This window comes from Weissella sp. ESL1177 (assembly GCF_058107185.1).
In genome coordinates, this window is the sequence record NZ_CM176591.1 from 682,620 (window position 1) to 707,631 (window position 25,012).

Below are 25,012 nucleotides of genomic sequence, written 5' to 3' on the forward strand. Positions count from 1 at the left end.
TTTTCTAATAAATCATAGTTTTTCCCTATCAGAGTCAAGTTTTTGATGCTTTTGATAGATCAAAAAGATACCAATTGTAATCGGCAAAGTTATCATCACACCTAATAGTGCATATAGAAGTGACAACATAGAAGATGTAAATAATTTCGCATTTAGAATATCACCGAGAGTATATTTCAATTTACTAAACAGAACTGCCAAACTTAAAAAATCAGCCAAAAATCCAAACAATACGGTATTAACAGCTGTACCAATAATTTGTTTACCTAACGTTTGTCCAACATTAACGAGCGCTTTATTTTGTAATTTTGGATTATCTGCTAATAACTCACCAATACCAGTTGCAATGGCAACAGAGGCTTCAGCAATTGCGCCCAATGTTGCTAATAAAGCGGCTACAATACCTAATGTACCAAAATTAACATTAATTGCTAATGATAACCCTTCCAAATCTTCAGAGTTTTCCTCAGCAAATCCTTGCGTAACCGCAATATGTTCAGTTGGCAAAATTACTGCTAATAAAATTAGCATAACAATAAAACTAGCAATAAGTGCTATGGTTGTTGTCCGTTCATCAGCACCAGCGCTTAAAACAGTTACAGTTAAGAGACTTGTCCCACCAATTAGTAGCACCCAAAATGCATTAAATTGAAAACTAATTAACATGATCATAATAACCATAATGGCAAAACTGATCCATAAACTAATAAAGGCACCAATGCCCTTTATTCCACCAATCATTAGCATTAAGACAAATAGTATAACTGATAGCATCATTAAAACACCCATAATTAGATACCTGCCTTTTTTTGTTGCCACTGATGTAATAACCAGACCCAAAAGATACCAGCTGGTACAGTTAATACAATCCCAATGGCACTGATTAGTGTTTGTATCATGCCTAGCGACAGGTTCATTGTATAAGTGAAGCCCCAATTATTACCATTTCTTAAGTACAAAATTGCCATTGGAATTTGTTCAGCGATAAAAATTAAGAAAAGTGTGTTACTCAGTGCGCCAAATATTTCTTGTCCAACATGGCGACCAGTAATTAATAGCTCTTTTATGCCAATATCTGGATGTTCCCGTTCAACGCTAAACAATGTCGCAATCATATCCGTTGCTTCATCCATAACTGCACCAAGTACACCAACTAATGTCATTGATAGAAACATTGGTTGTGGTAATTGTGTAATAAAAGACATTAATTCAAAATGCAAACCTTTACCATTAGTTATTTTAAATACTATCACACCGATTAACATGGCTAAGGTCGTAGATGTTATCACAGTCAAAAGTACTGTCCACGTTAATTTATTTTTAATACCCATAACAAACATCAAGGTCATTGCTGAAGAAATGAGACTAAACAAAATAAATAGCCAAAAAATATTGGCGTCTTTTGTTAAAAGGTTTAAGTAAACTGTTAGAATAAATAACCCAACATTGATAAATAAAGATGCCGTCATTAGGCTACCTGCTTTTCCCATTGAAATGATTAGAATCCCAATAACTAGGATTAAAACAGGAATCCAAAATGTATCACGCTTAAAATTTTTAAGTCCCCAAGCATGTTCGGAACGTGATAAAAAAATTTGATCAGATCGATGCAAGGGTTGCGTAATTGCCATTGCATCATCATAAGTATTCACAAACGTAATGATTTTATCTTTTTTGTCCGTATTGAGTAATTTAACCTGTACACGTTCATTGTGCTGTTTGATGTCATTTCCATATTGATCACGCAAAGTTTTTGTTGATAATTGTTTAACCGTCGTAACTTCACCAATTGGCTGTTGATACCAACCAGCATTGTGACGTAAAACAAAAAAACTTGCAATCATCAGAAGAATCAATACAAGAAATTTTAAGATGATATGCTTTATATTTTTTTGTCTCATTTAATCAAACTCCCGACGATTTTCGCCACCCATTTGAATTTCTTTAGACAGAAATTTAATACGTTGCATTAATCTTTCTGCCTTTAATGGTTCAGCACCGTCTTTGGTTACTGTGAGATGTTCTGTTTCAAGTTGTTGCATTGAAAAATTCGAAGTAAAAAATGTCGTTAGTTCATTTTGCATGCGGTATTCTAAAATAACACCTAAAATATCATCTCGAACCCACGCTGTTAACGATTCAGCACCAATATCATCAATTACTAAAATAGGCACACGTTTAATCGTATTAATTTTTTCTTGGGGTTGTTGATCACTCCCAATGGCACTACGTATTTCAACAACGAAACTCGGGAAGTGAATGAGTGTTACTGCAATACCTTCAAGAGCTAGTTCATTTGCCATGGCGCCCATCAAATGGGTTTTACCAACACCATAAGAACCATGAATGTATAGACCCCGATGAAAATCATCAGGTGATTGGATATAATCACTAATAAATTTCAGGACGCCAGAAAATGCCGCTAGTCGTTCACCATCATGTTCAGAAAAATCATCTAAGCGTGCTTTTTTAATTAATTTTGGCATGCCAATTGATTTCACTAAATGTGCTTGCATGTTCATCCGTTGTGTTAATAGGGTTGACTCATCCGGTTCATAAATAATAACAATACGACCTTCTGTTACTTGTAAAGCTGGTGTATATCCTCGATGAACAACAGTTTTACCAGCTTTTGCATTCTTTTGTTGTGAGTAGTACTCATATAAAACCGCAAAGTCACGTTCAATAATTTTACGTGATAATTTATCATGATTATCATTAAAAAACCGTCGTATGTCGGGATCCTTAAAAACTTCCTTTTGTAATGCTTGATAGCGACTATTCAACTGCTTTTTGTCCATGAAATCTCGCAAGGCATCCCCAACATTCATTGGCGTTACTTCTGACTGATTATCATTCTTTTCAAATTTTTCTGCGCTCATCGCTTATTTCTCCTCTGGCTTCTTTTTATTCCGACGAGCACGCATTGCTACTAAAGCTTCCCTTGCTGAAGCTGCATCTGCTTTAGAAATGCTTGTGCCATGTTGATTTTCCCAATCAGGACGTGTTTCTCGCTTAACAAGATTATTTTGTTTTGACCATTTTTTATTCGATTGATTAGTTTGACGAGCTTGTTGCTTTTTTGTACGTCGTTGTAAATATTGTAGTGCACTAATGGCATCAGTAACTTGATGTTGTGTCCAATCGTTAACTAATGTTTGTAAAATCGTTTTATTTAAAGTTGTCCGTTTTTCGACAACAGTCAATTCATAGATTGCGATATTCAATACTTCTGCGGAAACAACATTCATTTGGGCAATATCAGTTAATGCTTTTACCTCATTATCAGCAACAAATCCATTATTTCGGTGGCGCAGATTCTTCAAAAAAATTAACGGTGACACAGTCTTTGCTGTTTGAATTAATAATGTTGCTGCGTCTGAAGTTTCTGCTTTGTTATTTGCTACTTTACCTGTATTAGCATCACTTGTGTGATTGTTAGTCCTATCTTTAATTTGGGATTGTTGAAAATTTTGTTCGAGTGCTTTACGAATAGCCGGTATATCAATTGGTTTATTTGGTGATGTTGTTGCTTGAATCACACGAACCATTTCAATATCTGAAAGATTGAACAGTGTCTTTTGAAGTGTTAAGTCAACTTCATTTTCTTGTAATACTTTTTGCTTAATACCATATGATTTTAACATATCTGCCATGAAACCAATATCCAAAGCCTTCACTGCTTTTCTAATGGTGTGTGGCAAATTATCCTGATTATCTTCATTTTTATCCAAGGGTGCTTGATTGCGATGAATAAAACTTTCCTGACCAACCAAATCAAAGAAAGTTTTCGAAACATTTTCACCATTAATCGACCGCTTATCAGATAATTCATCAGTTACTAAATCATTAAATAATTCATCACCAAGATAATGTGCTAATAGACTAGATAGTAAAACATCTGAAAGAAAAGCCCGAATACTCATTGGTGGAAAAATTTGATAGGTCCATTGCGTACCAAAATTAGTTGTTTGTTGATACGATTTAACCAGTCCCATACCTTCTAATTTTTCACGAGCAATTAGAAATGTATGTTGATTCATTGCTAATTGGTCAAGTAAATCAACATGGCGACTTTTGGCCTCTTTTGTTGTACCAACTGTTGCCCAAGCCAGATATAACGTATAAGCATCACGTCCTATAATTGGTAGATAGACTTTTGTCAAAGATCGCACTGAATTCATGTCAATTGTTTCATCATATATCAGTCGATATCTTTGTTGGTTAGAAAAATTTGCCATGAATATTCCCCCTTTACTTAAATCTTATGACATACTTCTTGAATAACTTTATCTACTTGTGCCACTGTTTGTGCCACACTGCCTGAATTGTCGATAATAAAATCTGCTAGTTTTTCTTTTTCTGATAATGGCATTTGTGAAGCAATGCGTTTTTTTGCTTCATCTTTTGTTAAATGATTTCGTATCATTAAGCGAGATAATTGGATTGATTCTGGTAGTCTAACCACCATAACAGCATCAGCTCCCGCAATATTATGGTTTTCAAGTAATAATGGGATATCTAAAATAACTAATTTCGTACCCTGACGTGCTAATTCTGCTAGTTCATTGTTCATCATCTGTTGAATTAGTGGATGTGTGATATCATTCAACTTTTGACGAGCGGTATCATCACTGAATACAATTTTTCCTAAAAGCTGTCGATTAAGTGAACCATCTGCTTGTTTGACTTCATCACCAAAAGTTGAAATAACTTTAGCTAACCCAGGTGTACCTGGTGCAACCACTAATCGCGCAAATTTATCGGCATCTAAAACGGGAATGCCTTTTGATGCTAAATAATTAGAAATTGTTGTTTTACCAGTAGCAATGCCACCTGTTAATCCCAATTTAAACATTAGTGGGTCCTTTCAATTTGACAAACCGGACAATATGTAGTCCCTCTTTGTGCAACCTTGGTCTTAATTAATGGTTCACCACATCGTAAACAAGGCTCACCAACACGACCATATACCTGTAGTTCATTTTGAAATTCACCAGCATTACCAAATACATTTGTAAAACTATGTACTGTTGTACCGTGATGTTCTGTAGCACGTTTTAATTCAGAAATAATATTTTCTCTTAATATTGCTAATTCTTCTTTAGTAATGACATTTGCTGGTGTTAGGGGATGAATCTTAGATTGCCAAAGTGTTTCATCAACATAAATATTTCCCAAGCCAGCAATATGATTTTGATTTAATAAAAATGGTTTTATATGCATCTTAGATTTACCAAATTCTTTAATCATATAATCTAACGTCAAATCTTCTGCTGTTGGTTCAGGACCAATTGTTGCTAATCCAGCAACTGTCATTGCCTTGTCATTTGGCACAACATTCATGCGTCCAAATTTACGAGTATCTCGATAAAACAAGTCGATGTCTTGATCAAGATGAAAAGTAACTAGATCGTGTTTACCTGGTTCAGTACCAGCAGGCACCGTATAATACGATCCTTCCATTCTTAAATGTGAGACCATCGTTAAACCGTTTGTAAAACGGAATAATAAATACTTTCCACGACGATCAATTTTTAAGATTGTTTGATTACTTAATGCTTGATCAAACTCAGCAGCAGTTAACCCACCAACTGTTTTTTCCCATCTTACTTCTGTACTTAATACTGTACGTCCGGCAACTAAATTTGTTAGTCCGCGACGGACCGTTTCTACTTCAGGTAGCTCTGGCATATCTCTTGTAAACCTCTTTGTATCAATGATTATATTTTTTATCTTAACAAAAATCTTAACTAATAATTTTCTGATTAATCTATATTAAGTTTAGCCTTACTTATTTTAGTCCTACACAATATTATACTATCTTATATTAAACATGAAAAAAAGCCCACTAAGTTATGCAGTTTAGCATAACTTAGTGGGCTTTAAACTTGACGAAAATGGGTAGGTTCTACGACCAATTGTTTAAAGATGATTTTCATAAATCAATGTCAAGCGAACTAATTATAAGTCTTCATATTTTTTAAATCAATAGGAGTAAATATCATTATTTTGTTCATTATCATAAATTAATGCTAGTTATTAATTACAGAACAATGCAAAAAAATTCCTACAAATCGCAATGACCAGTGAAATTAATTTTACATCAAACTAGTCGAAATCGACCAGTTTGATACATGTGTGGATAACTTTATTTAGCTAATAATGCATTAGCGTTGTACCAAACGTTGCCATAACGTCCTTCAACAATACCTGCACCATTTGAGTTGTTGTCGTATTGATCAATCGTGCCATAGTTGTAACCAGTCATGAACTTAACGGTGTCGCCTACTTGTGTTGCACGATAGTTACCACGAGTTAAGTTGTCAAGCATAGCAAGTGGAATACCGTTGGTCGTCCAATTGGCATCTTTACCACCTGCAAGATCGTAATTGATGGCTTGCCACATGCCGTTGACATAAGCAATCTTATCAACCTTGAATGACTTATAAGCCGTGAACCGATTATCAGCGTTCTTAAATTGCTTAATTGCTGATGTATCATGATTTACAACGGGAGCAGCTGGTGTCACATTAGGCACAACAGCCGTTTTATCAGTACCCGCTGTGAAGAAGTCATCATACAAGATTGAAGCATCAAAACGTCCCAATGAACTGGCAAATGTTTGGCTTGAAGTCCATTGCCACGAATGTTCTGTACTGTATTGATGCATTGCAGACGTTGGCACATACGGATATGCTGCGATCCATGCTTTTTCACTATCAGGCGATACTGAAATCGCTGAACCACCCGTGTAAGTCGTTGAACGATAGCCACCATAACGGGCAACTTCATTCTCAAATGCTCTAGCAACGGGTTGCATTGCACGACCCATCGCAATTTGATCTTGATTCTCAATGTCAACAGCTAAAACGGCACCAACGGGCAAGCCGTCAGCTTTCGCCATATTAACAGCATAATCAGCTTCTTGAACAGCACCAGCGACTGTTGTTGCGTGCAAATAATGATAGCCATTAATGTACACGCCAGCTTGTTCAGCAGCAGCAATATTTCCCCGTGCCGTGTAATCATGATAACCAACACCTTCACTAATTTTGATTGTGACGGCTTTCATACCATAATTATTTCGCATGTAGGTAAATTCAGGTGCGGTCATTTGCCCATTATGATTCGACACGTCCACCATATCTACACGCGGTGTATCAGCATGAACGGTTGTTTCATCAACACCACCTAACGCCAATACAGCACCAACTGCTAGAATAGTAGTTTTAATTTTGTTCATTTGAACCTCCTGTCGTATCAGCTATTTCGGTAACCTTAACCGATTCGTCTGTTTTTTCTTGAGTGGTTGTTGGGGTTTCAACAACACCGCCACCAGAGATCACACCAAGCATTCCTAAGATGGTTAAGACGGTATTAACAACAGCGGCAATCGCGTTCCAGTCACCTGTAAATTTGATGCCAAAAGCAGCAAACAATTGTTGTACTAGTACAATAGATAAAGAAAACAGACCTGCAATTACCTTTCCAGAATAAGTGCCGTCTGCATTCTTGAGCGAATTATTTAATTTTTTAAGCATTTAAACCTCCCAATGATCATGTTGCCATGTTTCAAGTTTCGTTAAGCGTACTTCATGATTGTGCGTAATATCATTCGCATGCTTCAACTCGTCTCTTAAGTTGGATATATCACTGCGCAACCCGTTAATAGAATTAACGATTGTATTTTTTAACACCCACCATAAGCCAGTTAACAAGATGCCGCCTGTTGATATCCAAGTGGCAAAATCGTGTGGCCAAAATCCATGCATTGCCTCACCTCCCTAAGCTGGTTGATAATCTTTACCCGTTAAGTCTTTGTAGTCTTGTGCAGATATCCATTGTACTTGTGTGAACAAGGCTAAATCAGCTTCATTAAAGTACCCCATTTTAAAATATTCAATGACCATCTCACGCATTGGTTGTTCCTCCTTGCCCTTGTGTCTTAAGTGTGGCAACTTCTTTCATTAAATCTGAAATAGTAGCTGTATTTGTGGCTTTATCCTTAGCTATTGCTGACGTCAGGTTGGCAATGTCTTGTTGCAAAGTTTCTGTTGCGGATGTTTGAGCAGTGGTTTCAGCCTTGGCTTGTAAGTCAGCTAATTGTTTAGCTAAATCTGCACCCTCCCATTCATTCAATGATGGGTTCCAAACTGGATTAATTAAATTACCAATCCCAACAGCCGTTGCATTAGCTGGTTGTTCAACAGACAATCGCATACCGTTGTATTGAAATGTTACGGGGTCATAACCTGACCACCAAGTTGCTTCTTGTGTCATTCGCTAAACTTCCTTCCTATTTTGGCATGTCATCAGCTGTTTGATACGTGCCATAAATTGAGATAACGCTGCTATCCTTGCTGTTTTTGTTATACGTCGAGCGACTCATGACTGAACCATCCGCATATATCCAAACATTACCTGCCTTGCGTCCGTCCTGCCAATCAGCTTGTTCTAGACTAAGTGCGGCGAAATCAATGGGACGATAACCAGCTGGAATACTACCAGCAGGGATCAAACCAGCAAATTGGCCAAATAGAATAGTACTACCAGCATTATTAAATTTTGCCGTGACTGTATTGCCGTACCTAATCAAATATAAGGTATTATCTAATAGTTTTACAGACGTTGTATGGGCTTGTGAGCGGTTATTTATTATGGCCCGATTATCTAATGAATATGCCACCATTGCTTCTTCAGCCATATCAGCATGTTCTGCATCAGACGCCTTAGCATGTAAAGCACCCTCAACCGTGACGTCTTTCTTGAAATCGTTATTGTCAGTATAAACATTGGCTGAATTTAGAGTCGGAACTTGTTTATTGTTGACTAATTCAGTCGTTTCGTTAAGCGTCTTCTGTAATGTTTCAACAGCTAATCTTTGCGGCTCAATTCTACCGTTTAAATCCGTAATTAATTTGTCAGCATTGGCAATCATTTTTTTTATGGTATCGATAAAGTCTTGTGAAGCATTAGCTGTCAGTAATACGCCGTTTCCTCTAACAGTAAATGTAATTGGCACAGTAGTGATCACTATTCCTGTGTTATCTGTGATTTTTAAATATCCCTCTTCAATATCACCAGCCGCCTGATAAAATTCACCAGGAATTAACATGGAAAATAGACCACGTTCAATCGATATCATGTCATAAATGCCGTGCATGACCTTAATTTTTCCAACACTATCTTTAATTTCTAAAGACACATCTTGATTCATTAAGTTATGCGCTTTATCTCCATCACGCAAAGCAAAATATACAATGCGACCATCATCACCTTGACGCCCTGACATGCTTTCTACAAGAGTTATCTCGGCGACATCTAACTGTGTGTTAATAACAGCGAATCTGCCGTCAATTTCTGCCATTATAAATCCTCCATTAAACCATTTAAATTCATAATAATTTGTATATTATTCAAGTTTTTTTCTAAGTTATCTAATACTGCATCATATTTACTAATTAATTTTGTTAAATCGCTCCCATTATCAATAAATTCCAAGTCATCAAGCTTAATATCACCAAAAGGATTTAAATTATGGTCACCAAGAATATCTAATAAACGGTTATATTCCTTCAACAAATTTAATAAACAACTTCTTAAAAATGAATATGTGTTTTCATTCCAAACAGTTATAGTAAACGGGCCTTGTGAATTAACCACAAGACCCGTAAAAAAAATACTATCTAGTTTTTGATAAATTAATTGTAGTTTCTGATCAACATGTTCTAATTTACTTGTATCAAAAATAGGTCTACTCCTTTCTAAATGGCATAACTTACCGTTCCTGAAATCCAATCACCATTCCAAGCATCTGTCATGTTAATGATCAATGCCCCGTCAGGTTGCACTTTTAAATGCCCCATGTTGGACTTACTTGAAATATCAATTAATGATGCGGTGACATCAAAAGGTGGTTTAGGAATGTTAGCTGCCAGTGTTCCAACTTGCGTATCACCTTGCATATTTGACACTGTTTTAGCAACCGAACCAACCAGCATTAGTGTTACTAATTTGTCGTTGTAAGCATAATTAAGAATTGGCAATCCGTTAGTCAGGTTAAGTGTTCCTTTGCTTAAAGCAATTTTTTGAGGTAAGTCAGTTTTCAAGGCATAGGGCTGTAAATCATCTTTGCCCAGTAATTCAGGCTTATTGTTAATGGCTGCCCAATGGGTCAACGCATAGGCTCGATTACCATCATCATCTGAATATTGCACAATTGGCGTTTTTGTTTTAGATGGCTCACCATCATTTGACTTAGTCAGGCTCAACCAATCAGCTTTGTCCCCATAAAATTTATCCAAATCAAGATTGCCATCATAACCACTTAAATTGCCGGTTGAACTGTATTGATAAACGGTAGGAAACAACCAGTCACCAAATGGCAGTGCATCAGTCCAAGGGGTATCTTGGTAGCCAGTTGGGTTTTTATCAGCATATTGAGCACACCATAACGCGTGATCTTTTGAAACTAATGACCAATCATAAGCACTTGTTACCGATTTACTCATATAAATCAGTGGTCGGACACCTGTTTGACTATACACATAATCAAGCCACGCTTTAGCATACGAGACACCCTGATTAACAACATCACCTTCCCAATCTAAAGCAAGTACAGCGTCACCAATATTGTCTTTAACATTATCCAAAAAGTACTGGGCTTCTTTCTCTGCCCCTGAACCATCTGCATAATGGTATAAGCCACGTAATTTGTTAGTTGCAACAGCTTGTTGATATTGGTCTTTAAATACAAGTGAAACATAATCAATTCCTTTTGTTGCCTTGATAATGACAAAATCAGCACTTATTTTTGATAGATCAATTGTTGGTTGCCAGTTTGAAATGTCAATACCATTTAACGTCATTCAATCACCTCGCCAACTACCCAGCTTTTGCGATTAGCATTTACGTTAATAACGTTACCTACACTAGTTTGTAACTTTGAAACTGCTTTACCAAGAGCTTCATTACTATCACGAGCTTTTTGTAAAGCAGCATAGTTCTGTGTATAGTCAAACAACTTGTTGCCAAACGTCACTGTATCATTTTGATTAGCATCTTGTGGGTAAAATGTCTTGCCAATAATCCGTACATCTACTTCAACACCCAAACGATCCTTAATAAGGCCAGAATTACCAATAACAATTTTATTAATATCAGATAATTTCGCATGATGTTCAAATTCAGCTCTTTCCATTGTGTATTGAATTATTGGATAATCCTGTAATTGTGATTTAACGTAAGTTAACAATGAATTATTATCCGTAAAACGATCATCTTGAATAGTTGCTGCTTGTTTTATGCCCCAAATTTTTTGCGTTGGGCTATTATATTCAGCTGTTGCTGCATAAGTGCCATCATCATTTTGCTTGCCAAGTCCTTTAATTTTGGTACGAATATTGCTGTAATCTTCTGTCCATTGAATTTTACTAGCATTATAACCATCAATAAAAATAAATTGGTCAGCTTGCCCAAGTGTTTTATAAATATGAATAGTCCAATTATCAACATAAAATTCAAATCCAAAATCATCTTTTAAAGTATTCATCAGCAATGAATCAGCATAATCTGCACCAAAACCATCACTAAATGAATAATTAGAAAACGAATCATGTATGACATAGTTAAATGATGTTCCGTCTGTAATTAATTTCATACATTGATCTAAGCTCTGTGTATTTGTTAATTTATTTTCAACGTATTTATCATGTAAATCCGTCCCAACATGTACGGCGGAAACTTGATAAGTACGAAAATCAGCAGATGGAATAGGATTAACACTACTTAGTCTAAACCATTGTCCGGTTTCAGGAACAAGTACTCTGGTTTGAGGTATCATAGCTTCCGCAGCTATTTTATTACGGCTGTCAGCAACAAAATTAAATGATAATGTACTAAATTCATTCAATGTTTCTGTAATGGATAAACCAGTGACAACTGCTGGTACTTCATCAAGATTAGCTGTATAAGCATAAATAACATTTCCCATTAGTAATAAAACCTCGTTTCAAAAGAAATTGTAAAACTGCTTGCGCCACTGATTTCAAGTTCGTTATACCCTTTTGCTATATCTAAATAACTACGACTTGAATAATCATTTCCCAATCGTTGAATACCATTAACAATTGGCACCAATCCAATTAATTGAAATGTATCGCTACTTGTGATCGCCTTTTTATAAGTAAAAGATTGGTTTGTCGTGTTATTTTTAATAGTCAGCCCTTGCGGGGCACTGCCTTTAAAGGTAATTGTTATGGGTCTTTCATCAGCTAATAATGGAATGACCGATGGATTATAAATCTTAAATTGTGACGATGAAAACTCATATTGATAATCAGCAAATGGCATACCCAAACTCGCATCATAAACCTGACCATTAATTGTTGCTGTGTGTAAGGTTGTTGCGATACTTTCAGCAAAACCCTCATAACAAATTAAATTAATAGCAACGTTTTTAGCTTTCCAGTAATTACCTAATCTTGGATAAGTAAATGCATCCGCAACAACTTTCCAACGCATGAAAGGTGTACGTAAATTAATGACGTAAAAAGGCTCAACGCTACTAAAAATTTTTAGTACCTTGAGCCTTTGTAATTCGTAATCAAAATTATCATGTGCAAACACATCAAATGTTATCGGAATTGTTGTTTGTGTCACCTGTGTCCCAGTTAACGTAGCACCATAGTTACCGATTTGTGCATAAGTGTGCGTGTAAGCTGGAGAAGGTGGATCAAAAGTAACCACACGAATACCTTCGGCCCCTAAATCATAAACGGTTCCATCTATTTTTTGAATTAAAATGTCACTTTGAAATTTAGTAGCCATACATATTACCTGTTGTTTGTCCTTTCAATTGAATGTCTTGATTTTGAAGTATCTTAATCTTTGGATAGGTAGCCCGAGCAACTTCACCACTATCTAACTGAACAACCATGTGAACATCACCACTTAAATCAATGCCACCATTTGTTTGGCCAACATTTTGAGTATGTGATCCATTATGGAATTGTGTAATCATATTAGATTGTGAACCCGTCTTCGCAGTATTAATTACTTGCGTTAACTTTGCAGCAAAACTATTTGGTTGTTTATCAGCTGTTTCTTTAATTGACCCTAATATGGTTTCATCAGCACTATTGCGATTAGGGTTAATAACCCATTCATCTTCACCATCTATCTCACCGACTAATCCAATACCATTTGTACGACCACCGTTAGCATACCAATGATGACTACGCCAAAAATCGTAAGCATGATCGATACCACCATAACGGTCGTTTACATAACTTTTCATCCATTTTAATTGGGTGATTGGGTTAGTCATATAGTCCGCACCAAATGGTGCCATCTTTGATGGTGGCAATGCTTGACCAATACCATAAGCACTAGATCCAGGATTTTTTGCTCGTGGATTCCAACCTGATTCATGATTGATAATATAATTCCACTTATCAAAATTGCCATGAATACCAGCTTGTTCTAGCCAATGTTTATGTGAACCACTAGGAGCTGCACTACTTGCAGCTTGTTCACCACCACCATTAAATGAGCCTAATAAGTTATTCATCATGTCTGAAACCCAATCAAACATACCACCAACTTGCGACCGAATTAACTTTTGTAATGGTGAATCTGACTTATTTGATTCTGATTTAGAACGCGCTGCACTACGTCCAAAGTTCAAAAATGTTGTTGCATCACTAAACTTTAGACCACTAGAGGTGTAATACTTACCATTGCCAGCATAGTTGTAACCTTCTTCACTGTAACGTCCATTGTCAACACCTGTAACCACTGAAACGTGGTTTCCATACTTAGAACCATTAGAATAAACAGCAATGTCACCAACACTAGGTGTACTTTTATGTTTAACATGAGCACTAGTCCAATTAGACCCATTGCCTAAGCCAGTAAACAAACTTGGTTTAACACCGACATTTGCTAAACGACTAGCAACGAAAGAAACACATTCACGGAAGAAATAACCCCAAGGATCCCCACTGGGGGCACCCTCATCTTTACTTTTATTCTTAAAGCGATAGTCATCACCTAAACCACCGTTACCACTACCAGACATCGCATCTTTTAGCATATTCCATAGTTCGTGCCACCAATTACTTTGTTGTCCTTGAACACCATTGTTACCACTGACAGCGGACCCCAATGAACTAATCGCTGAACCAGCTAGATTACTGATTCCCTTAGTCATAGGATTGAATATTTTATCCTCAATGTACTTTACTGGATGCATTGCGATTCCCAAAAAGTCTTTAGCTTTACCTGTTGCAGACGAAATAGCATCGCTGATATCGTCAGCTACATCACCAAAGAAATGCTTAATATCACCAAACCAGTCGCTCGTTCCATTTGCGAACATGTGACCACTTAGCATTGCATGTGTCACATTGGCAGGTACAACTGTTTCACCACCTTCAAAATTAACTAATCGATTACGACCAGATAAAATGGTGCCGTTACCCTGATTATCAATAATCAATTCTTGACCAGTTGGACTATCAAAGCCATCGTTAACCATTGCTAAACCACTTGGCGCACCAGTGGTACCTGTGGCCAACTTCTTTAATGGTGCGATTGCTTGTTTTTTACCCCCAAAATCATGAATAACGTCATTAATAGCACCAACGCCTCCGTTAATAAATCCGATAACACCGTTCATGCCATCCTTGGCCAATCTTTTAATGTCATCCCATATATTACTAAAGAAATCTCGAATACCTGACCACATGTTAGTCCATGTTTTAGAAATGCCGTCACCAAAATTACTTAATCCGCTGCTTATCCAGTTCCAAGCTTTTGAGGCTGTGTTCTTTATTCCATGCTTACCATTCCAGATATCATTGAAGAAATCAGCAATTGATTCCCATGTTTTATTCCAAGTCTTAGAAATGTTGGTTAGCACTTTGCTTAAAATGTCATTAATTGCATTAATTGCGTTGGAAAAAACTTGTTTAATACCATGTTTACCGTTCCAAAGATCGTTAAAAAAATCAGCAATGGTATCCCATGATTTAATCCATATTTTCAAGATGTTATTTAATACATTTCCCAAAACATTTGCAATGGCATCAATTGCATCGCTAAACAATCGTTTAACCCCATGCTTGCCATTCCAAAATTCATTAGAAAAATCAGCAACAGCGTTCCATGACTTAGTCCAAACTTTAGAAATACCATTAAGTGCACTATTTAAAATATTTGAAATGCCATTAATTGCGTCACTAAATAAACGTTTAATACCATGCTTACCGTTCCAAAGTTCATCGAAAAAATCAGAGATAGCATTCCAAACTTTAGTCCACTTTTTTTGAACGGGTTGCCATATATTTTCTAAGAAACTCGTTAATCCATTCCAAATATTTTTAATGTCTTTCACTAAACTATTAAAAATATTCTTTAATGAGCCAACTAGCGGTTTAGTAATTGCTATATCAATTCCAATTGGTAGAGCCAATGCATACAACATCATTTTGCCAAAACCCTTAGCCAGGTCTTGTACAGCTTTAATAAATTTATTCCAACCTTTTTGGAATCCTTTAATAAGACCACTAAACCAGTCATCTATGGCATCAGCACCATTGCCAATCGACTTACCAATACCCTTAAACCACTTGCCAATATCTTTAACAAATCCTTGAATAGTCTTGCCGCCATTACTAAATGACTTACCAACATTTTTAAAGAAATCACCAATGGCATTAAATGCACTACCAAGCCATTTACCGATACCTTTAGCAAAATCAACACTGGCAGAAATCAAGTTGTCGACAAATTCACGAAACTTCTGGTTGTGTTTATACAAGCTGACTAAAGCAACGCCCAATCCAATAATTGCTGAAGCTATTGCTATAAAAATATTTGCATTCAATACTGCATTCAGCACAGAAAATGCTGTTCCGATCCCTTTTATAATACTAATAACACTTTTGATACCTGCAAAGACTGCAATGGCAGTTCCTAATGCTTTAAACGATGTCGTCAATGTTGCTAATAATGCAGGATGATCTTTTAATTTGCTAAGTCCATCGCCTAACAAATCAACACCTTTAGCGACTCCACTGAACGCTTTTGTTGCTGTACTAGCTAGACCATTAATCACATCAGTAATATTTTTCTTACCGATCGCGTCAATAATCTTATTCCAACCATTGACTACTTCAGCTTCAAGATTGCCAAAAGCCCCTTGAAATTCAGCAGTTCCTTTAGCGAACTTCTTGGCCTTATCAGTAGAACCTAGTTCTTCAATAGCTTTATTGAATTCTTTAGAACTAATTTGCCCTTTTTCCATGGCATCACGAAAATTACCAGTATAGGCACCATTTTTCTTCATGGCTTCTTGTAACTTACCAGAAGCACCAGGAATAGCATCAGTTAATTGATTCCAATTTTCGGTTGTCAGTTTACCAGCTCCAGCTGTTTGTGTCATTACCATCGCAACGGATTTAAAATCATCTTTAGTACCACCTGCAACAGCAGTCAAATTCCCAGCTGATTCAGTCAGCTTTTCAAAATTATCAACCCCATTAGCAGCTAATTGCGCAGTCGTATTTGAAACATCCTCTAAATCATAAACAGTATCATCAGCATACTTTTTAACATCTTTACCTACTGCTTTGATTTTGTCATGCCCAAAACCAGCTAATTGCATAGTAGCATCAAAACCTTGCATCGCGTCAGATGCGTTACCAGCTTCTTTAACTAAGCCACCCAAATAACCGGTAATCTTACTAAAACCACTTGCAGCAACGTTACCTAAGAATGAACCACTAATAATATCCTTCAAGCTACTAAATTTAGCTTTAGTTTTTTCAGCTTCACTTTGAATATTGCGTAGTTCAGGACTAGCGTTGTCATTTAATTGAATCTGCGTGAGTTTACGAGCTGGTATTTGAGCTAATAATTCTTCATAATTAATTACCTCATCTTTTTCAGCCTTAGCTTCCAAATCTGTTTGAGTTTTCTTAGGCAATTGCTTCAGTAACTTATCGAAATTACTAATACCATGTACATCTGCATCAACCAATAAACGTGTCTGCTTATCCATAGGAACAGATTTCAATAATTGATTAAAACTAGCAATCTCACCACGTTCAGCTTTGGCTTTTAATTGTGTTTGCGTTTCTTTTGGTAATACAGATAATAAGTCATCAAATGAGCGTATCTCACCCTTTTCGGCCTTAGCTTTCAATTCCGTACGAACATCTTCAGGTACTTCTTTTAATAGGTCATCAAATGTTCTGATATCTGCTGTATGTGCCTTAGCTTGTAACTCTGTGCGAGTTTCTTCAGGTAACGCATTCAACAAGTCATCAAAACTATTAATCTCACCTTTTTCAGCTTTGGCCAGTAACTCCGTTTGTTCTTCTTCAGGTATTTCAGCTAATAAATCTTGAAAATTATCAATACCTTCCTTTTCAGCTTTAGCTTCTAACTTAGCAATTAATGGTTGATTACCAAAAGACTTCTTAAATGTTTCATAACCTTCCTTACCAGTCGTTTCAGCCTTAGTTTTAAACGCGGTCCACGTTTTATCTGATTGGTCATTTAAGATTAAATCAATATCGATCTTGCCGTCTGCCATTTATTTTCCTCCTTTCCTTTAACCTGTCATTCCCATTAGACTATCAAAGATTGAGCTAGCACCATTTCCAAATGAATCAGCATGTTTATTTTTATCCAGTTGATAAAACATTTGTGCTTCGGCTATTTGACCAGCTTGTTTAGCGTCATCTTTGTAGTTACTTGGATCATCATTTCTGATTTGTCGAATACGACTAATTGGCATCTTTTCACCCAAGTTATCAAATAACGCCTTAAATACATCCCAATGCATAACGTCTATTTGTTCATTTAGATCGATACCGTAATAAGCCATGAATGAAGCATAAATGGCGGCTGCATCTTGTTCAAAATCATAATCAGCAATAATTTCATGACTATCGTCTACTAGTTGAGATGATTCATTTTCTTCATCATCAAAATTGCCATATGGTCGTTCGTTAATGTAATCAAATAGGTTTGTTACTACGCTCGCTTTAATAGCAATATCATTTGTTTGAATTGCAACATTGAAAAGATTAAAACACTTATTAATTTTTTCGTAATCACTTAAATTGTCGTTATCTAACACACCAAACGCTGCAATCACTCGATTAAAAGCTAAATTAACATGATAGACACGTCCGTTTAGTTTAACCGTTTGTTCAGGCTGTTTAGTGAATGAAAACATTAGTGATTACCATTACCCTTTCTACGACGTTCATTTCGATTAGATCCATACTTTTTGCGTAGATCTTCATCATCTTGACCAGCTTCATAAATCGTACGTGCAATTTTAGCAAGCGTTACTGTGCGATTATCAGCATAACGAACAACTTCATCAGCAGCCTTCTCACCAAGTGCAGCAGCTAGATATTCTTTTGAAATCTTGGCAACTTCAGCATAGCCATCCTTAACAATCTTGCGTTGCTCATCTAGTGGTATATTGTTACTATAATCAGCATTTTTGATTTCATTCAGTAGATCTTCTGTTTTAAGAATCACATCTGAAAATTGGTCATCAAGTTCTGGTGTATAACGTACGGTGTAAGTTTTCTTACCAATTACAAATTCCTGTGATTTAATAACTAGTGGTGTGATATCAATTGCCATGAATATTCTCCTTTTTAATTCAACAAAAAAATCAGGCTTTTCACCCTGTTCGAACGTTTAAAGCCGTTGTCGCTTACTACTTATCTATTCGTTTCCAGCCGGTTGTGTAGCAACTGTTACATTACCTGCTTTAGGGGTTACTCGGTGTGGTGTTAGCAGCAACTTTCTGTGGCTTACCGTTCATAGCTAACGTGAAACTAAATGTTTGCTTAACGTTCGCAGCACCACCAAATGGTACGATTGCTGTCAAGGTAGCAACGAATACGAGTTGTTTGCCTTCTGGATTAGTCCAGCGTGCCAATGTACGCAATGAGTCACCAACGTCAGTAAAGTGATCAGCAACGTAATCTTGTGCAGGGTCGCCTAATAGACGGTGTCCAGCAACTGCAAATTGTACCGCCTTACCAGTAACATCATGATCAGAAAATCCCTCGCCACTATAATAAGGAGTCGTATCAGCCGTTTCTGATGAAGATGGTGTAATTGTTTGAATTCCTTCTGATAAAGCTGCCCAATTAGCCTTGCTGATATCATCGAGTGACGTATTACCAGCCACGTCAATTTCTAAGTGATTTTCAAAGTTTAATTGAAATTTTGTTTTTGCCATGTTTTAAAATCCTCTCTAAATTGTTAAGTTGGCGGTTCCTGATAAAGACCAGACCGTCATATTATTCTTTTCACCCTCTAATTCAGGTTGATTAGGGGTCATGTAATTAAATTCAAATGAATCATCAGTGCTTTTGATAACTAAATCTTCATTAGATAGTGCTCCATAGATAGCCCACATAATTGCTGCAGTATCTTGTGGTGATTCTTCTTGTACCATTAATTGCCAAGCAAAATCCATTTCTTTAGTACCATCAAAATACTCAGCAGTTGTTCTACCACCTGGTACAGGGAACAATGCAATGCTTGGCTTGTCAGTCAAAAAAGAAAGTTGCACAGGCAGTGGCAAGTTCAAATTGTTATTTAAATAATTTGCCAGCTGTTCTAAAAAATCATTCTTATTGATATTTCGTTACCTCTTTCTTATAGGTATCAATCCACTTGTCCATATTGTTATCCTTAGCTTTTTCATCCCATTTAGGACCAGTGTCTGGTGTTGTATAATTTTTAAAACTCACAATACCGTTTGTACCGTAATACTGTGCTCTAGCATATACCTGCCCAAATGAACTGTAACGGTTCGATTAGCACGCAATTTTCCTTTATCAAGGGGCACGTACTTATCCATATCAATTGCGATTTGATTAGCTAATGCCAATTTGACACGTTGTTTATTCATTGGGCTAAGTAGCTTATCAACTTTGCCAACATCTAAATGAATTTGCGTATCAGCCATTAGCGCACCTCAATTTCATAACTGAATGGTTTATCAGCAAACGGATAATCAAATCGTTTCACTGCAATGATTTCATGATCTATACCATCAAACTTAACCACCCCACCTAACCAACTATCATCAAACATAATTTTGTTTGTCAGATAAGCTGGATAAACAAATAACTTAGCCCCTTTTTGTTGTTCTTTCTGATTGTTACTGCCTGTTTTGGTTAAACTCTCTTCAAAACGTACAGGGGCTAATTCTTGCCACTCATATTGCTGTTGCTGACCATATAAATCTTTATTATTAGTAGGTTTTGCTACTTGGACACGGTGAACTAATAAACGTTTATTAACGTACATAACTCACCCCCGAATACAACAGACCTAATGCACCTAAAATACTCATCACATCAGGCGACATATACAGGCTTGTATCATTTGAGCGATTACTACCGTTCATATTGATACTAGTCGATCCAATAGATGAACTGGTTATATTGCCTTGTTCTCTGGCGTCTGCCGCTGTTTCAATACCACTTTTAGCGATATATTCAACTTGCATAGCCTCTGCTAACTTGAATTGTCGTTGATACCACTCTGGATAATCATTTAACGCCGTTTCATCTTTAATGAATTTAAAATTAGTTGCTGCGTTAACCGCCATTGATGCACGCATTAAGACTTTTTCAAACTCATCTTCTGAAACTTCTGTTAATTTCAAAGCCAGATATTCGTTATAAGTTAAATACGCCATCTAGTCACCTCTCATTAAGCTTTAGGAGCTGATGTTTGTGATGCATCTGCCGAACGCACAATCAATGCATCGTTGTCAATTGCCACACCATAATGTTGGTCAGCATTAAACTTAGTTTGCTTATGATCAATATCTCGTGCTGACTCAGCTAATAGGTCACGCTTCATATAAATCTTCAAAGCACCAGGCTTAACAGCAATGAATTGTCCGTCTGCAATCTTTTGTGAACGCACAATCTCCCAACCAAATAACTCACCAAATGAACCAGTCACTAGAATGTTGTCACCCATTTGTGAGGTGCGTGTCCAGTCATTAGCCGCTAACTTACGTAGCTTAGCAGCATCCTTATATGACAAGAACAACACACCAGTTTGATCAGTGGTTTGCGTTTCAATTGCATCTGGTGCTTCAACAAATGTTGCTTCAATCTGGTCAATCAAATCCAAATCAATCTTTGCATTAACTGTTAGGGTTGCCTGTTGTGCAGTCGCTAAAATGTCATTATCAATCTTTGAAGCAATGGCCATACGAATTTGACGTTGTGCCTCACCAACTGGGTCACCATAACCTGACAAAACAGCTTCATCAGTCAATTGGACCCCTAGACCAGCCTTTTTAATGCCAATCTTACGTGTTGATGTTTCTAGTTGCTTGTAATCAATAGCAGCGCCTTCGGCAACGTCTTCAGCATCTCCAATGTACTTGTATGATGGCACAGTAATTTCATCACCTGGACGTCCTTGTAATGCAGTATCAATTTGAGCAATACCACTAAACTTAATCGCCTTTGGCAATTGTGCTTGAATCATTGCCCCCATAACCTCGGGGTCAATCATGTTCTCCATTTGTGTAACAACCATTAGTTACTTCCTCCTACTAATTCTTGGTATTGTGTAGGGTTATCAGCCTTTAAAGCAGATAACTCTTGATATGAGTAATCAGCCAATGCTTTGACTTGTGGCTCACCTGTTGGATTAGGATTACCAGTTGGTGTAATAGTTGGCGTCTTACTGTCGTCGTTCTCTGCAACAAATAAGAAGTCGTTATCTTTCTTTACTGAATCAAGTTGATCAGACAAACCAGTTAATTTACCTTTGTTGTTAAAAGTAATTGAGTCAGTGTCAATTAATGCCATGACAGCTTTCTCATTCTTAGCGCCTGCTTCTCTTAATGCGTTTGAGATTTCATAACTCTTCTTAGTCTCTTGCAGTTGCTGTTCAGCATTGGCCTTAGATTCATCAAACTTAGCTTGTAATTCTTTCAACTGGTCTTGATATTCACTACCTTTTTTTGCACCTTTTTGCGCATCAGCAAGTTGTGTATTGATATCATCAAATTGTGATTTATATGAATCACGTTCTTGTTCCGCTGCATCTCTCTCTTGCTTCAGGGCATTCAAGTCATTACCATGTTCAGCCATTACTTGCTTGATTTGTTCGTCATCTAGGCCAAAGCCTTTAAGCGTTTCAGTTTTCATGCTTTTCTCCTTAGCTGTTGATTAGCGAGTCAGCCCTCGCACAGATTTTTGCATTAAAAAAGAACAGTTTAATGACATATTCGGGTCAGAATAAAAGCACCAACAAATTAATGTCAGTGCTTGTTTTTGTGTGCAAATTGCATTTTGTAAGTGTCAATTAGCTTTTGATTTTTATAAATACGCTCTCTCGAATAGTCACGATGTAAGAAATCATTATCATCAATTAAATTTCTTAATCCTAATCGCCTATTAGATAATACCGTTTTGTAATGTTTCGTAAGATCATCATCGCCTAATTGTTTAGCAGCTTCTAGCTTATACTTCGCATCACGAATGCCACGCTCATATGAACGTTGACTAGCTTGTTTTTTACCATTAGCAATTGCTTTACTAGGATTAGGTATATCAATGTCAGGTAGACTATTCACACCAATAACAAACGGTGTGAGTGTGTGATGACAGTTTATTCCTAACGTACCACCAGGTTCGCCCCAGCCATGATCATATAATGATTCAACATATCCAATATCGCTTTCGTGTGATTCAAAGCCTGTCTCTCTCTTCGTTACAATATGTCCTTGAATTGGTGCACAAGCAGGACGAGAAGCAGCGTGTGACCTCATTAAGAATGTATCAACACCCATCTGTTCAGATGCACTAGTGCGCATCTCGTTATATACACGATAGGTTGTTGACTGCATGACTGTATCTGCATAACGTTCAATGGACCACGTATGACCACCTTTATCAACGAAACCAGACGGAATGCCTTTATTAATCCATTTCATGACTGTATCAGATAAAGCCTTATCAGGCGATTTAAGCCCCGTTGTGACTTCTGCAACTGATTGTTCAATAATGCTTTTATATACTCGCATGGTTGAATTATTGCCTAAATTAGTCGTTAATAACGTTTGATTAACTAAGTTGTCAATGTCTAAAAAGGTTTGAGTAGCATAAACTGCTAACGTCTCTTGTACACTATTGTATGCGGGTATGGCTAGGTTTAAATCATTAGCTAATTGTTCAGCCGTATTCTGATATACTTTTAAACCTTCATTTTGGATAATTTCATCGAGTAGTTTTCTTGCAACACCCGTTTGTTCTGAAACATATTTGATATTTTCTTCATTCAGCATGTGCATGTCGTTAAGCTTTTCAAGTTGCCACAGATAGGGATTATCTTTTAAATCAGCAACACCACGCTTTTTAATTCGTTTAATCATGCGAATAAACAATTCCTGTGCCATGTTACTGTATATATCTCCAACAACAGACGCGCCTAACAACATTTGGTCATCATTCACTTTAGCCATTATTCATCACCAGTTGAATTACTGTACATTGATTGGTCAAACGCACTTGGAGCAGGTTCAGATTCATCACCAATTTCTTGTAAGATTAAATCTGCTTCATCTTCTGGCACATCAAATACTTTCATAATAGCGCGCTTCTTTGAAATTAAACCAGCTGTTAAAGCTTGTGTGTAGTAAGTGAGCTGAACATTCTTATCAGTGAATACCCCATCATCAAAGTTAAACTGTACATCACCAATATCTGGAATATCACCTGAGTAAAAGCCTTCTGCCGCTGCTAACTCTAAAATTGTTACCACCAATTCTTGTAAAGCACGCTCAACATTGTTCAAATGTGAATTACGAGTTTGATAGGTCATCGAGTTTTCTGATACAACTTCGGTCGCTGTTTTTAACCCATCTTTAGCGTCAAATGAAAACGTGCCAGCTGACAAACCAACTTGCATTTCAAGGGTCTTTAAGAATTGATTAATTGATTGAATATATGCATCCGCACGAATATCCGTGGACAAATCCGTAATCTTAGCGTCCTCGTCACTAACATTTACACCAGTGTAAACGTTCTGGTCAGTATCAAAGAAACGAGTATAATTACCGTTTTCATTAATCATTTGCGTCATAAATGACGGAATCATCACACGTCGTTGCCCCATTTTAATTTCCCAATGATATTGATCATACGCATCATTAATTTGTGTCAACGTTGGCCGTGCATTATCAAAGATTGATAGTCCTAATGGTGAAGTAATATCACGGTTATTAAAGCCAAATGGCTTTAAATAAACAAATAAAGGGCGTTTAAAGTTATTCAACTCTGCGTGTTCAGTTAAATCAGCATAGATTTCATTAGCATCTAATGATTGTCGAACGCCAACTGTGCCAGCATCTTCTGAGCGATATAACTCATTGTCAATAACATACTTGTCACCGTCCCATGAATGGAACTCTAACAACGTCCAATAAATAGTACGCTGTCCTTCTGTTGTCGTTGTTTTAGTCGCAATGGCTGCTTCTGAAATATCGTTGGCATTTGATTGTAGCGGATAAAATACAGGCGCTTGCACATAGGCAATCTTGATGTTGTCACCATCTACATAAGGTCGCATTGCTAACCCACCTAGTGCTAAACCAGATTCCAAATAGCGCTCAAAGTTTTTAATAAAATCATTATTATCAAACACTTCATGCACATATTTATCAGCTAATTCATTGTTAGCAACACTAAATGTCATTTGTTCATTAACTAATAAAGATGCCATTCGGCGACAAAGTACTTGTGCCATGTTTAATGCTGTATATGGTCGTGTCTTCCGTTCACCGTACGTATTAATGAACTTCACGTTTGGAAACTTTCCCTGAAAGAACTTTAAATCTTCATTAATGCGTTGGTATTCACTATCAGATACGCCTATTCTTGGGTGGTCTGTAATTTTATTTAACGTTGTACTAACGCCCATTTTAGCG

Annotated in this window: 29 protein-coding genes; all 29 read right to left on the reverse strand. The window is 36.8% G+C overall.

Going from position 1 to position 25,012, the window contains the following annotated elements; all coding sequences use genetic code 11:
- Nucleotides 1-12 precede the first annotated feature (12 nt).
- The gene (locus tag AC3B5D_RS03240; RefSeq protein ID WP_489839531.1) at nucleotides 13-789 is read right to left on the reverse strand and encodes a YibE/F family protein; all 777 of its coding nucleotides are present in this window, start codon (nucleotides 787-789) and stop codon (nucleotides 13-15) included.
- 2 nt (nucleotides 790-791) lie between these two features.
- Nucleotides 792-1,901 (reverse strand): YibE/F family protein, encoded by a 1,110-nt coding sequence (locus AC3B5D_RS03245; protein ID WP_489839530.1) that lies wholly within the window; start codon nucleotides 1,899-1,901, stop codon nucleotides 792-794.
- Nucleotides 1,902-2,882 carry a primosomal protein DnaI gene (gene dnaI / locus AC3B5D_RS03250; protein ID WP_489839529.1) on the reverse strand — a complete coding sequence of 327 codons (981 nt, stop codon included), beginning with the start codon at nucleotides 2,880-2,882 and terminating at the stop codon, nucleotides 1,902-1,904.
- 3 nt (nucleotides 2,883-2,885) lie between these two features.
- Nucleotides 2,886-4,241 (reverse strand): replication initiation and membrane attachment family protein, encoded by a 1,356-nt coding sequence (locus AC3B5D_RS03255; RefSeq protein ID WP_489839528.1) that lies wholly within the window; start codon nucleotides 4,239-4,241, stop codon nucleotides 2,886-2,888.
- A 17-nt stretch (nucleotides 4,242-4,258) separates the two neighbouring features.
- Nucleotides 4,259-4,858: a dephospho-CoA kinase gene (gene coaE / locus AC3B5D_RS03260; protein ID WP_489839527.1), complete on the reverse strand. Its 600-nt coding sequence runs from the start codon at nucleotides 4,856-4,858 to the stop codon at nucleotides 4,259-4,261.
- On the reverse strand, nucleotides 4,858-5,694 hold the full coding sequence (gene mutM, locus AC3B5D_RS03265) for a bifunctional DNA-formamidopyrimidine glycosylase/DNA-(apurinic or apyrimidinic site) lyase (protein ID WP_489839526.1): 837 nt from the start codon (nucleotides 5,692-5,694) through the stop codon (nucleotides 4,858-4,860). The genes coaE and mutM overlap by 1 nt, the downstream gene beginning before the upstream one ends.
- A 457-nt stretch (nucleotides 5,695-6,151) precedes the next feature.
- Entirely contained in the window at nucleotides 6,152-7,246 is a 1,095-nt protein-coding gene (locus AC3B5D_RS03270; RefSeq protein WP_489839525.1) for a GH25 family lysozyme, read from the reverse strand.
- Nucleotides 7,233-7,544, reverse strand: coding sequence for a phage holin (locus AC3B5D_RS03275; RefSeq protein WP_489839524.1), 312 nt, complete (start codon nucleotides 7,542-7,544; stop codon nucleotides 7,233-7,235). The genes AC3B5D_RS03270 and AC3B5D_RS03275 overlap by 14 nt, the downstream gene beginning before the upstream one ends.
- Nucleotides 7,545-7,775, reverse strand: coding sequence for a hypothetical protein (locus AC3B5D_RS03280; RefSeq protein ID WP_489839523.1), 231 nt, complete (start codon nucleotides 7,773-7,775; stop codon nucleotides 7,545-7,547). It lies immediately after the preceding gene.
- Nucleotides 7,776-7,787: 12 nt separating this feature from the next.
- Nucleotides 7,788-7,922: an XkdX family protein gene (locus AC3B5D_RS03285; RefSeq protein WP_489839522.1), complete on the reverse strand. Its 135-nt coding sequence runs from the start codon at nucleotides 7,920-7,922 to the stop codon at nucleotides 7,788-7,790.
- Entirely contained in the window at nucleotides 7,915-8,283 is a 369-nt protein-coding gene (locus AC3B5D_RS03290; protein WP_489839521.1) for a hypothetical protein, read from the reverse strand. The genes AC3B5D_RS03285 and AC3B5D_RS03290 overlap by 8 nt, the downstream gene beginning before the upstream one ends.
- Nucleotides 8,284-8,299: 16 nt before the next feature.
- A complete protein-coding gene (locus tag AC3B5D_RS03295) occupies nucleotides 8,300-9,370 on the reverse strand; it encodes a hypothetical protein (protein WP_489839520.1) in 1,071 nt (356 codons plus the stop codon).
- Nucleotides 9,370-9,801 carry a hypothetical protein gene (locus AC3B5D_RS03300; protein WP_489839519.1) on the reverse strand — a complete coding sequence of 144 codons (432 nt, stop codon included), beginning with the start codon at nucleotides 9,799-9,801 and terminating at the stop codon, nucleotides 9,370-9,372. The genes AC3B5D_RS03295 and AC3B5D_RS03300 overlap by 1 nt, the downstream gene beginning before the upstream one ends.
- Entirely contained in the window at nucleotides 9,768-10,871 is a 1,104-nt protein-coding gene (locus AC3B5D_RS03305) for a GH25 family lysozyme (protein WP_489839518.1), read from the reverse strand. Before AC3B5D_RS03305 ends, AC3B5D_RS03300 begins: the two co-directional genes overlap by 34 nt.
- Complete coding sequence (locus tag AC3B5D_RS03310; RefSeq protein WP_489839517.1) at nucleotides 10,868-11,995, reverse strand: phage tail protein; 1,128 nt, start codon at nucleotides 11,993-11,995, stop codon at nucleotides 10,868-10,870. The genes AC3B5D_RS03305 and AC3B5D_RS03310 overlap by 4 nt, the downstream gene beginning before the upstream one ends.
- Nucleotides 11,995-12,831, reverse strand: coding sequence for a phage tail domain-containing protein (locus AC3B5D_RS03315; protein ID WP_489839516.1), 837 nt, complete (start codon nucleotides 12,829-12,831; stop codon nucleotides 11,995-11,997). The genes AC3B5D_RS03310 and AC3B5D_RS03315 overlap by 1 nt, the downstream gene beginning before the upstream one ends.
- Nucleotides 12,821-17,605, reverse strand: coding sequence for an aggregation-promoting factor C-terminal-like domain-containing protein (locus AC3B5D_RS03320; RefSeq protein WP_489839515.1), 4,785 nt, complete (start codon nucleotides 17,603-17,605; stop codon nucleotides 12,821-12,823). The genes AC3B5D_RS03315 and AC3B5D_RS03320 overlap by 11 nt, the downstream gene beginning before the upstream one ends.
- A gap of 18 nt (nucleotides 17,606-17,623) precedes the next feature.
- Complete coding sequence (locus AC3B5D_RS03325) at nucleotides 17,624-18,253, reverse strand: Gp15 family bacteriophage protein (protein ID WP_489839514.1); 630 nt, start codon at nucleotides 18,251-18,253, stop codon at nucleotides 17,624-17,626.
- A complete protein-coding gene (locus AC3B5D_RS03330; RefSeq protein WP_489839513.1) occupies nucleotides 18,253-18,675 on the reverse strand; it encodes a hypothetical protein in 423 nt (140 codons plus the stop codon). Before AC3B5D_RS03330 ends, AC3B5D_RS03325 begins: the two co-directional genes overlap by 1 nt.
- 130 nt (nucleotides 18,676-18,805) lie before the next feature.
- Complete coding sequence (locus tag AC3B5D_RS03335; protein WP_489839512.1) at nucleotides 18,806-19,282, reverse strand: phage tail tube protein; 477 nt, start codon at nucleotides 19,280-19,282, stop codon at nucleotides 18,806-18,808.
- A gap of 15 nt (nucleotides 19,283-19,297) precedes the next feature.
- Nucleotides 19,298-19,687, reverse strand: coding sequence for a phage tail terminator protein (locus AC3B5D_RS03340; protein WP_489878294.1), 390 nt, complete (start codon nucleotides 19,685-19,687; stop codon nucleotides 19,298-19,300).
- Entirely contained in the window at nucleotides 19,680-19,799 is a 120-nt protein-coding gene (locus AC3B5D_RS03345) for a minor capsid protein (protein WP_489839511.1), read from the reverse strand. Before AC3B5D_RS03345 ends, AC3B5D_RS03340 begins: the two co-directional genes overlap by 8 nt.
- The gene (locus AC3B5D_RS03350) at nucleotides 19,796-20,017 is read right to left on the reverse strand and encodes a minor capsid protein (RefSeq protein ID WP_489839510.1); all 222 of its coding nucleotides are present in this window, start codon (nucleotides 20,015-20,017) and stop codon (nucleotides 19,796-19,798) included. Before AC3B5D_RS03350 ends, AC3B5D_RS03345 begins: the two co-directional genes overlap by 4 nt.
- Nucleotides 20,017-20,361 carry a putative minor capsid protein gene (locus AC3B5D_RS03355; RefSeq protein ID WP_489839509.1) on the reverse strand — a complete coding sequence of 115 codons (345 nt, stop codon included), beginning with the start codon at nucleotides 20,359-20,361 and terminating at the stop codon, nucleotides 20,017-20,019. The genes AC3B5D_RS03350 and AC3B5D_RS03355 overlap by 1 nt, the downstream gene beginning before the upstream one ends.
- Nucleotides 20,351-20,755 (reverse strand): head-tail connector protein, encoded by a 405-nt coding sequence (locus tag AC3B5D_RS03360; protein ID WP_489839508.1) that lies wholly within the window; start codon nucleotides 20,753-20,755, stop codon nucleotides 20,351-20,353. The genes AC3B5D_RS03355 and AC3B5D_RS03360 overlap by 11 nt, the downstream gene beginning before the upstream one ends.
- A 14-nt stretch (nucleotides 20,756-20,769) precedes the next feature.
- The gene (locus AC3B5D_RS03365; RefSeq protein ID WP_489839507.1) at nucleotides 20,770-21,615 is read right to left on the reverse strand and encodes a N4-gp56 family major capsid protein; all 846 of its coding nucleotides are present in this window, start codon (nucleotides 21,613-21,615) and stop codon (nucleotides 20,770-20,772) included.
- Nucleotides 21,615-22,232, reverse strand: coding sequence for a phage scaffolding protein (locus tag AC3B5D_RS03370; RefSeq protein WP_489839506.1), 618 nt, complete (start codon nucleotides 22,230-22,232; stop codon nucleotides 21,615-21,617). The genes AC3B5D_RS03365 and AC3B5D_RS03370 overlap by 1 nt, the downstream gene beginning before the upstream one ends.
- A gap of 113 nt (nucleotides 22,233-22,345) precedes the next feature.
- Complete coding sequence (locus tag AC3B5D_RS03375; protein ID WP_489839505.1) at nucleotides 22,346-23,548, reverse strand: phage minor capsid protein; 1,203 nt, start codon at nucleotides 23,546-23,548, stop codon at nucleotides 22,346-22,348.
- The gene (locus AC3B5D_RS03380) at nucleotides 23,548-25,005 is read right to left on the reverse strand and encodes a phage portal protein (RefSeq protein WP_489839504.1); all 1,458 of its coding nucleotides are present in this window, start codon (nucleotides 25,003-25,005) and stop codon (nucleotides 23,548-23,550) included. The genes AC3B5D_RS03375 and AC3B5D_RS03380 overlap by 1 nt, the downstream gene beginning before the upstream one ends.
- Nucleotides 25,006-25,012 lie beyond the last annotated feature (7 nt).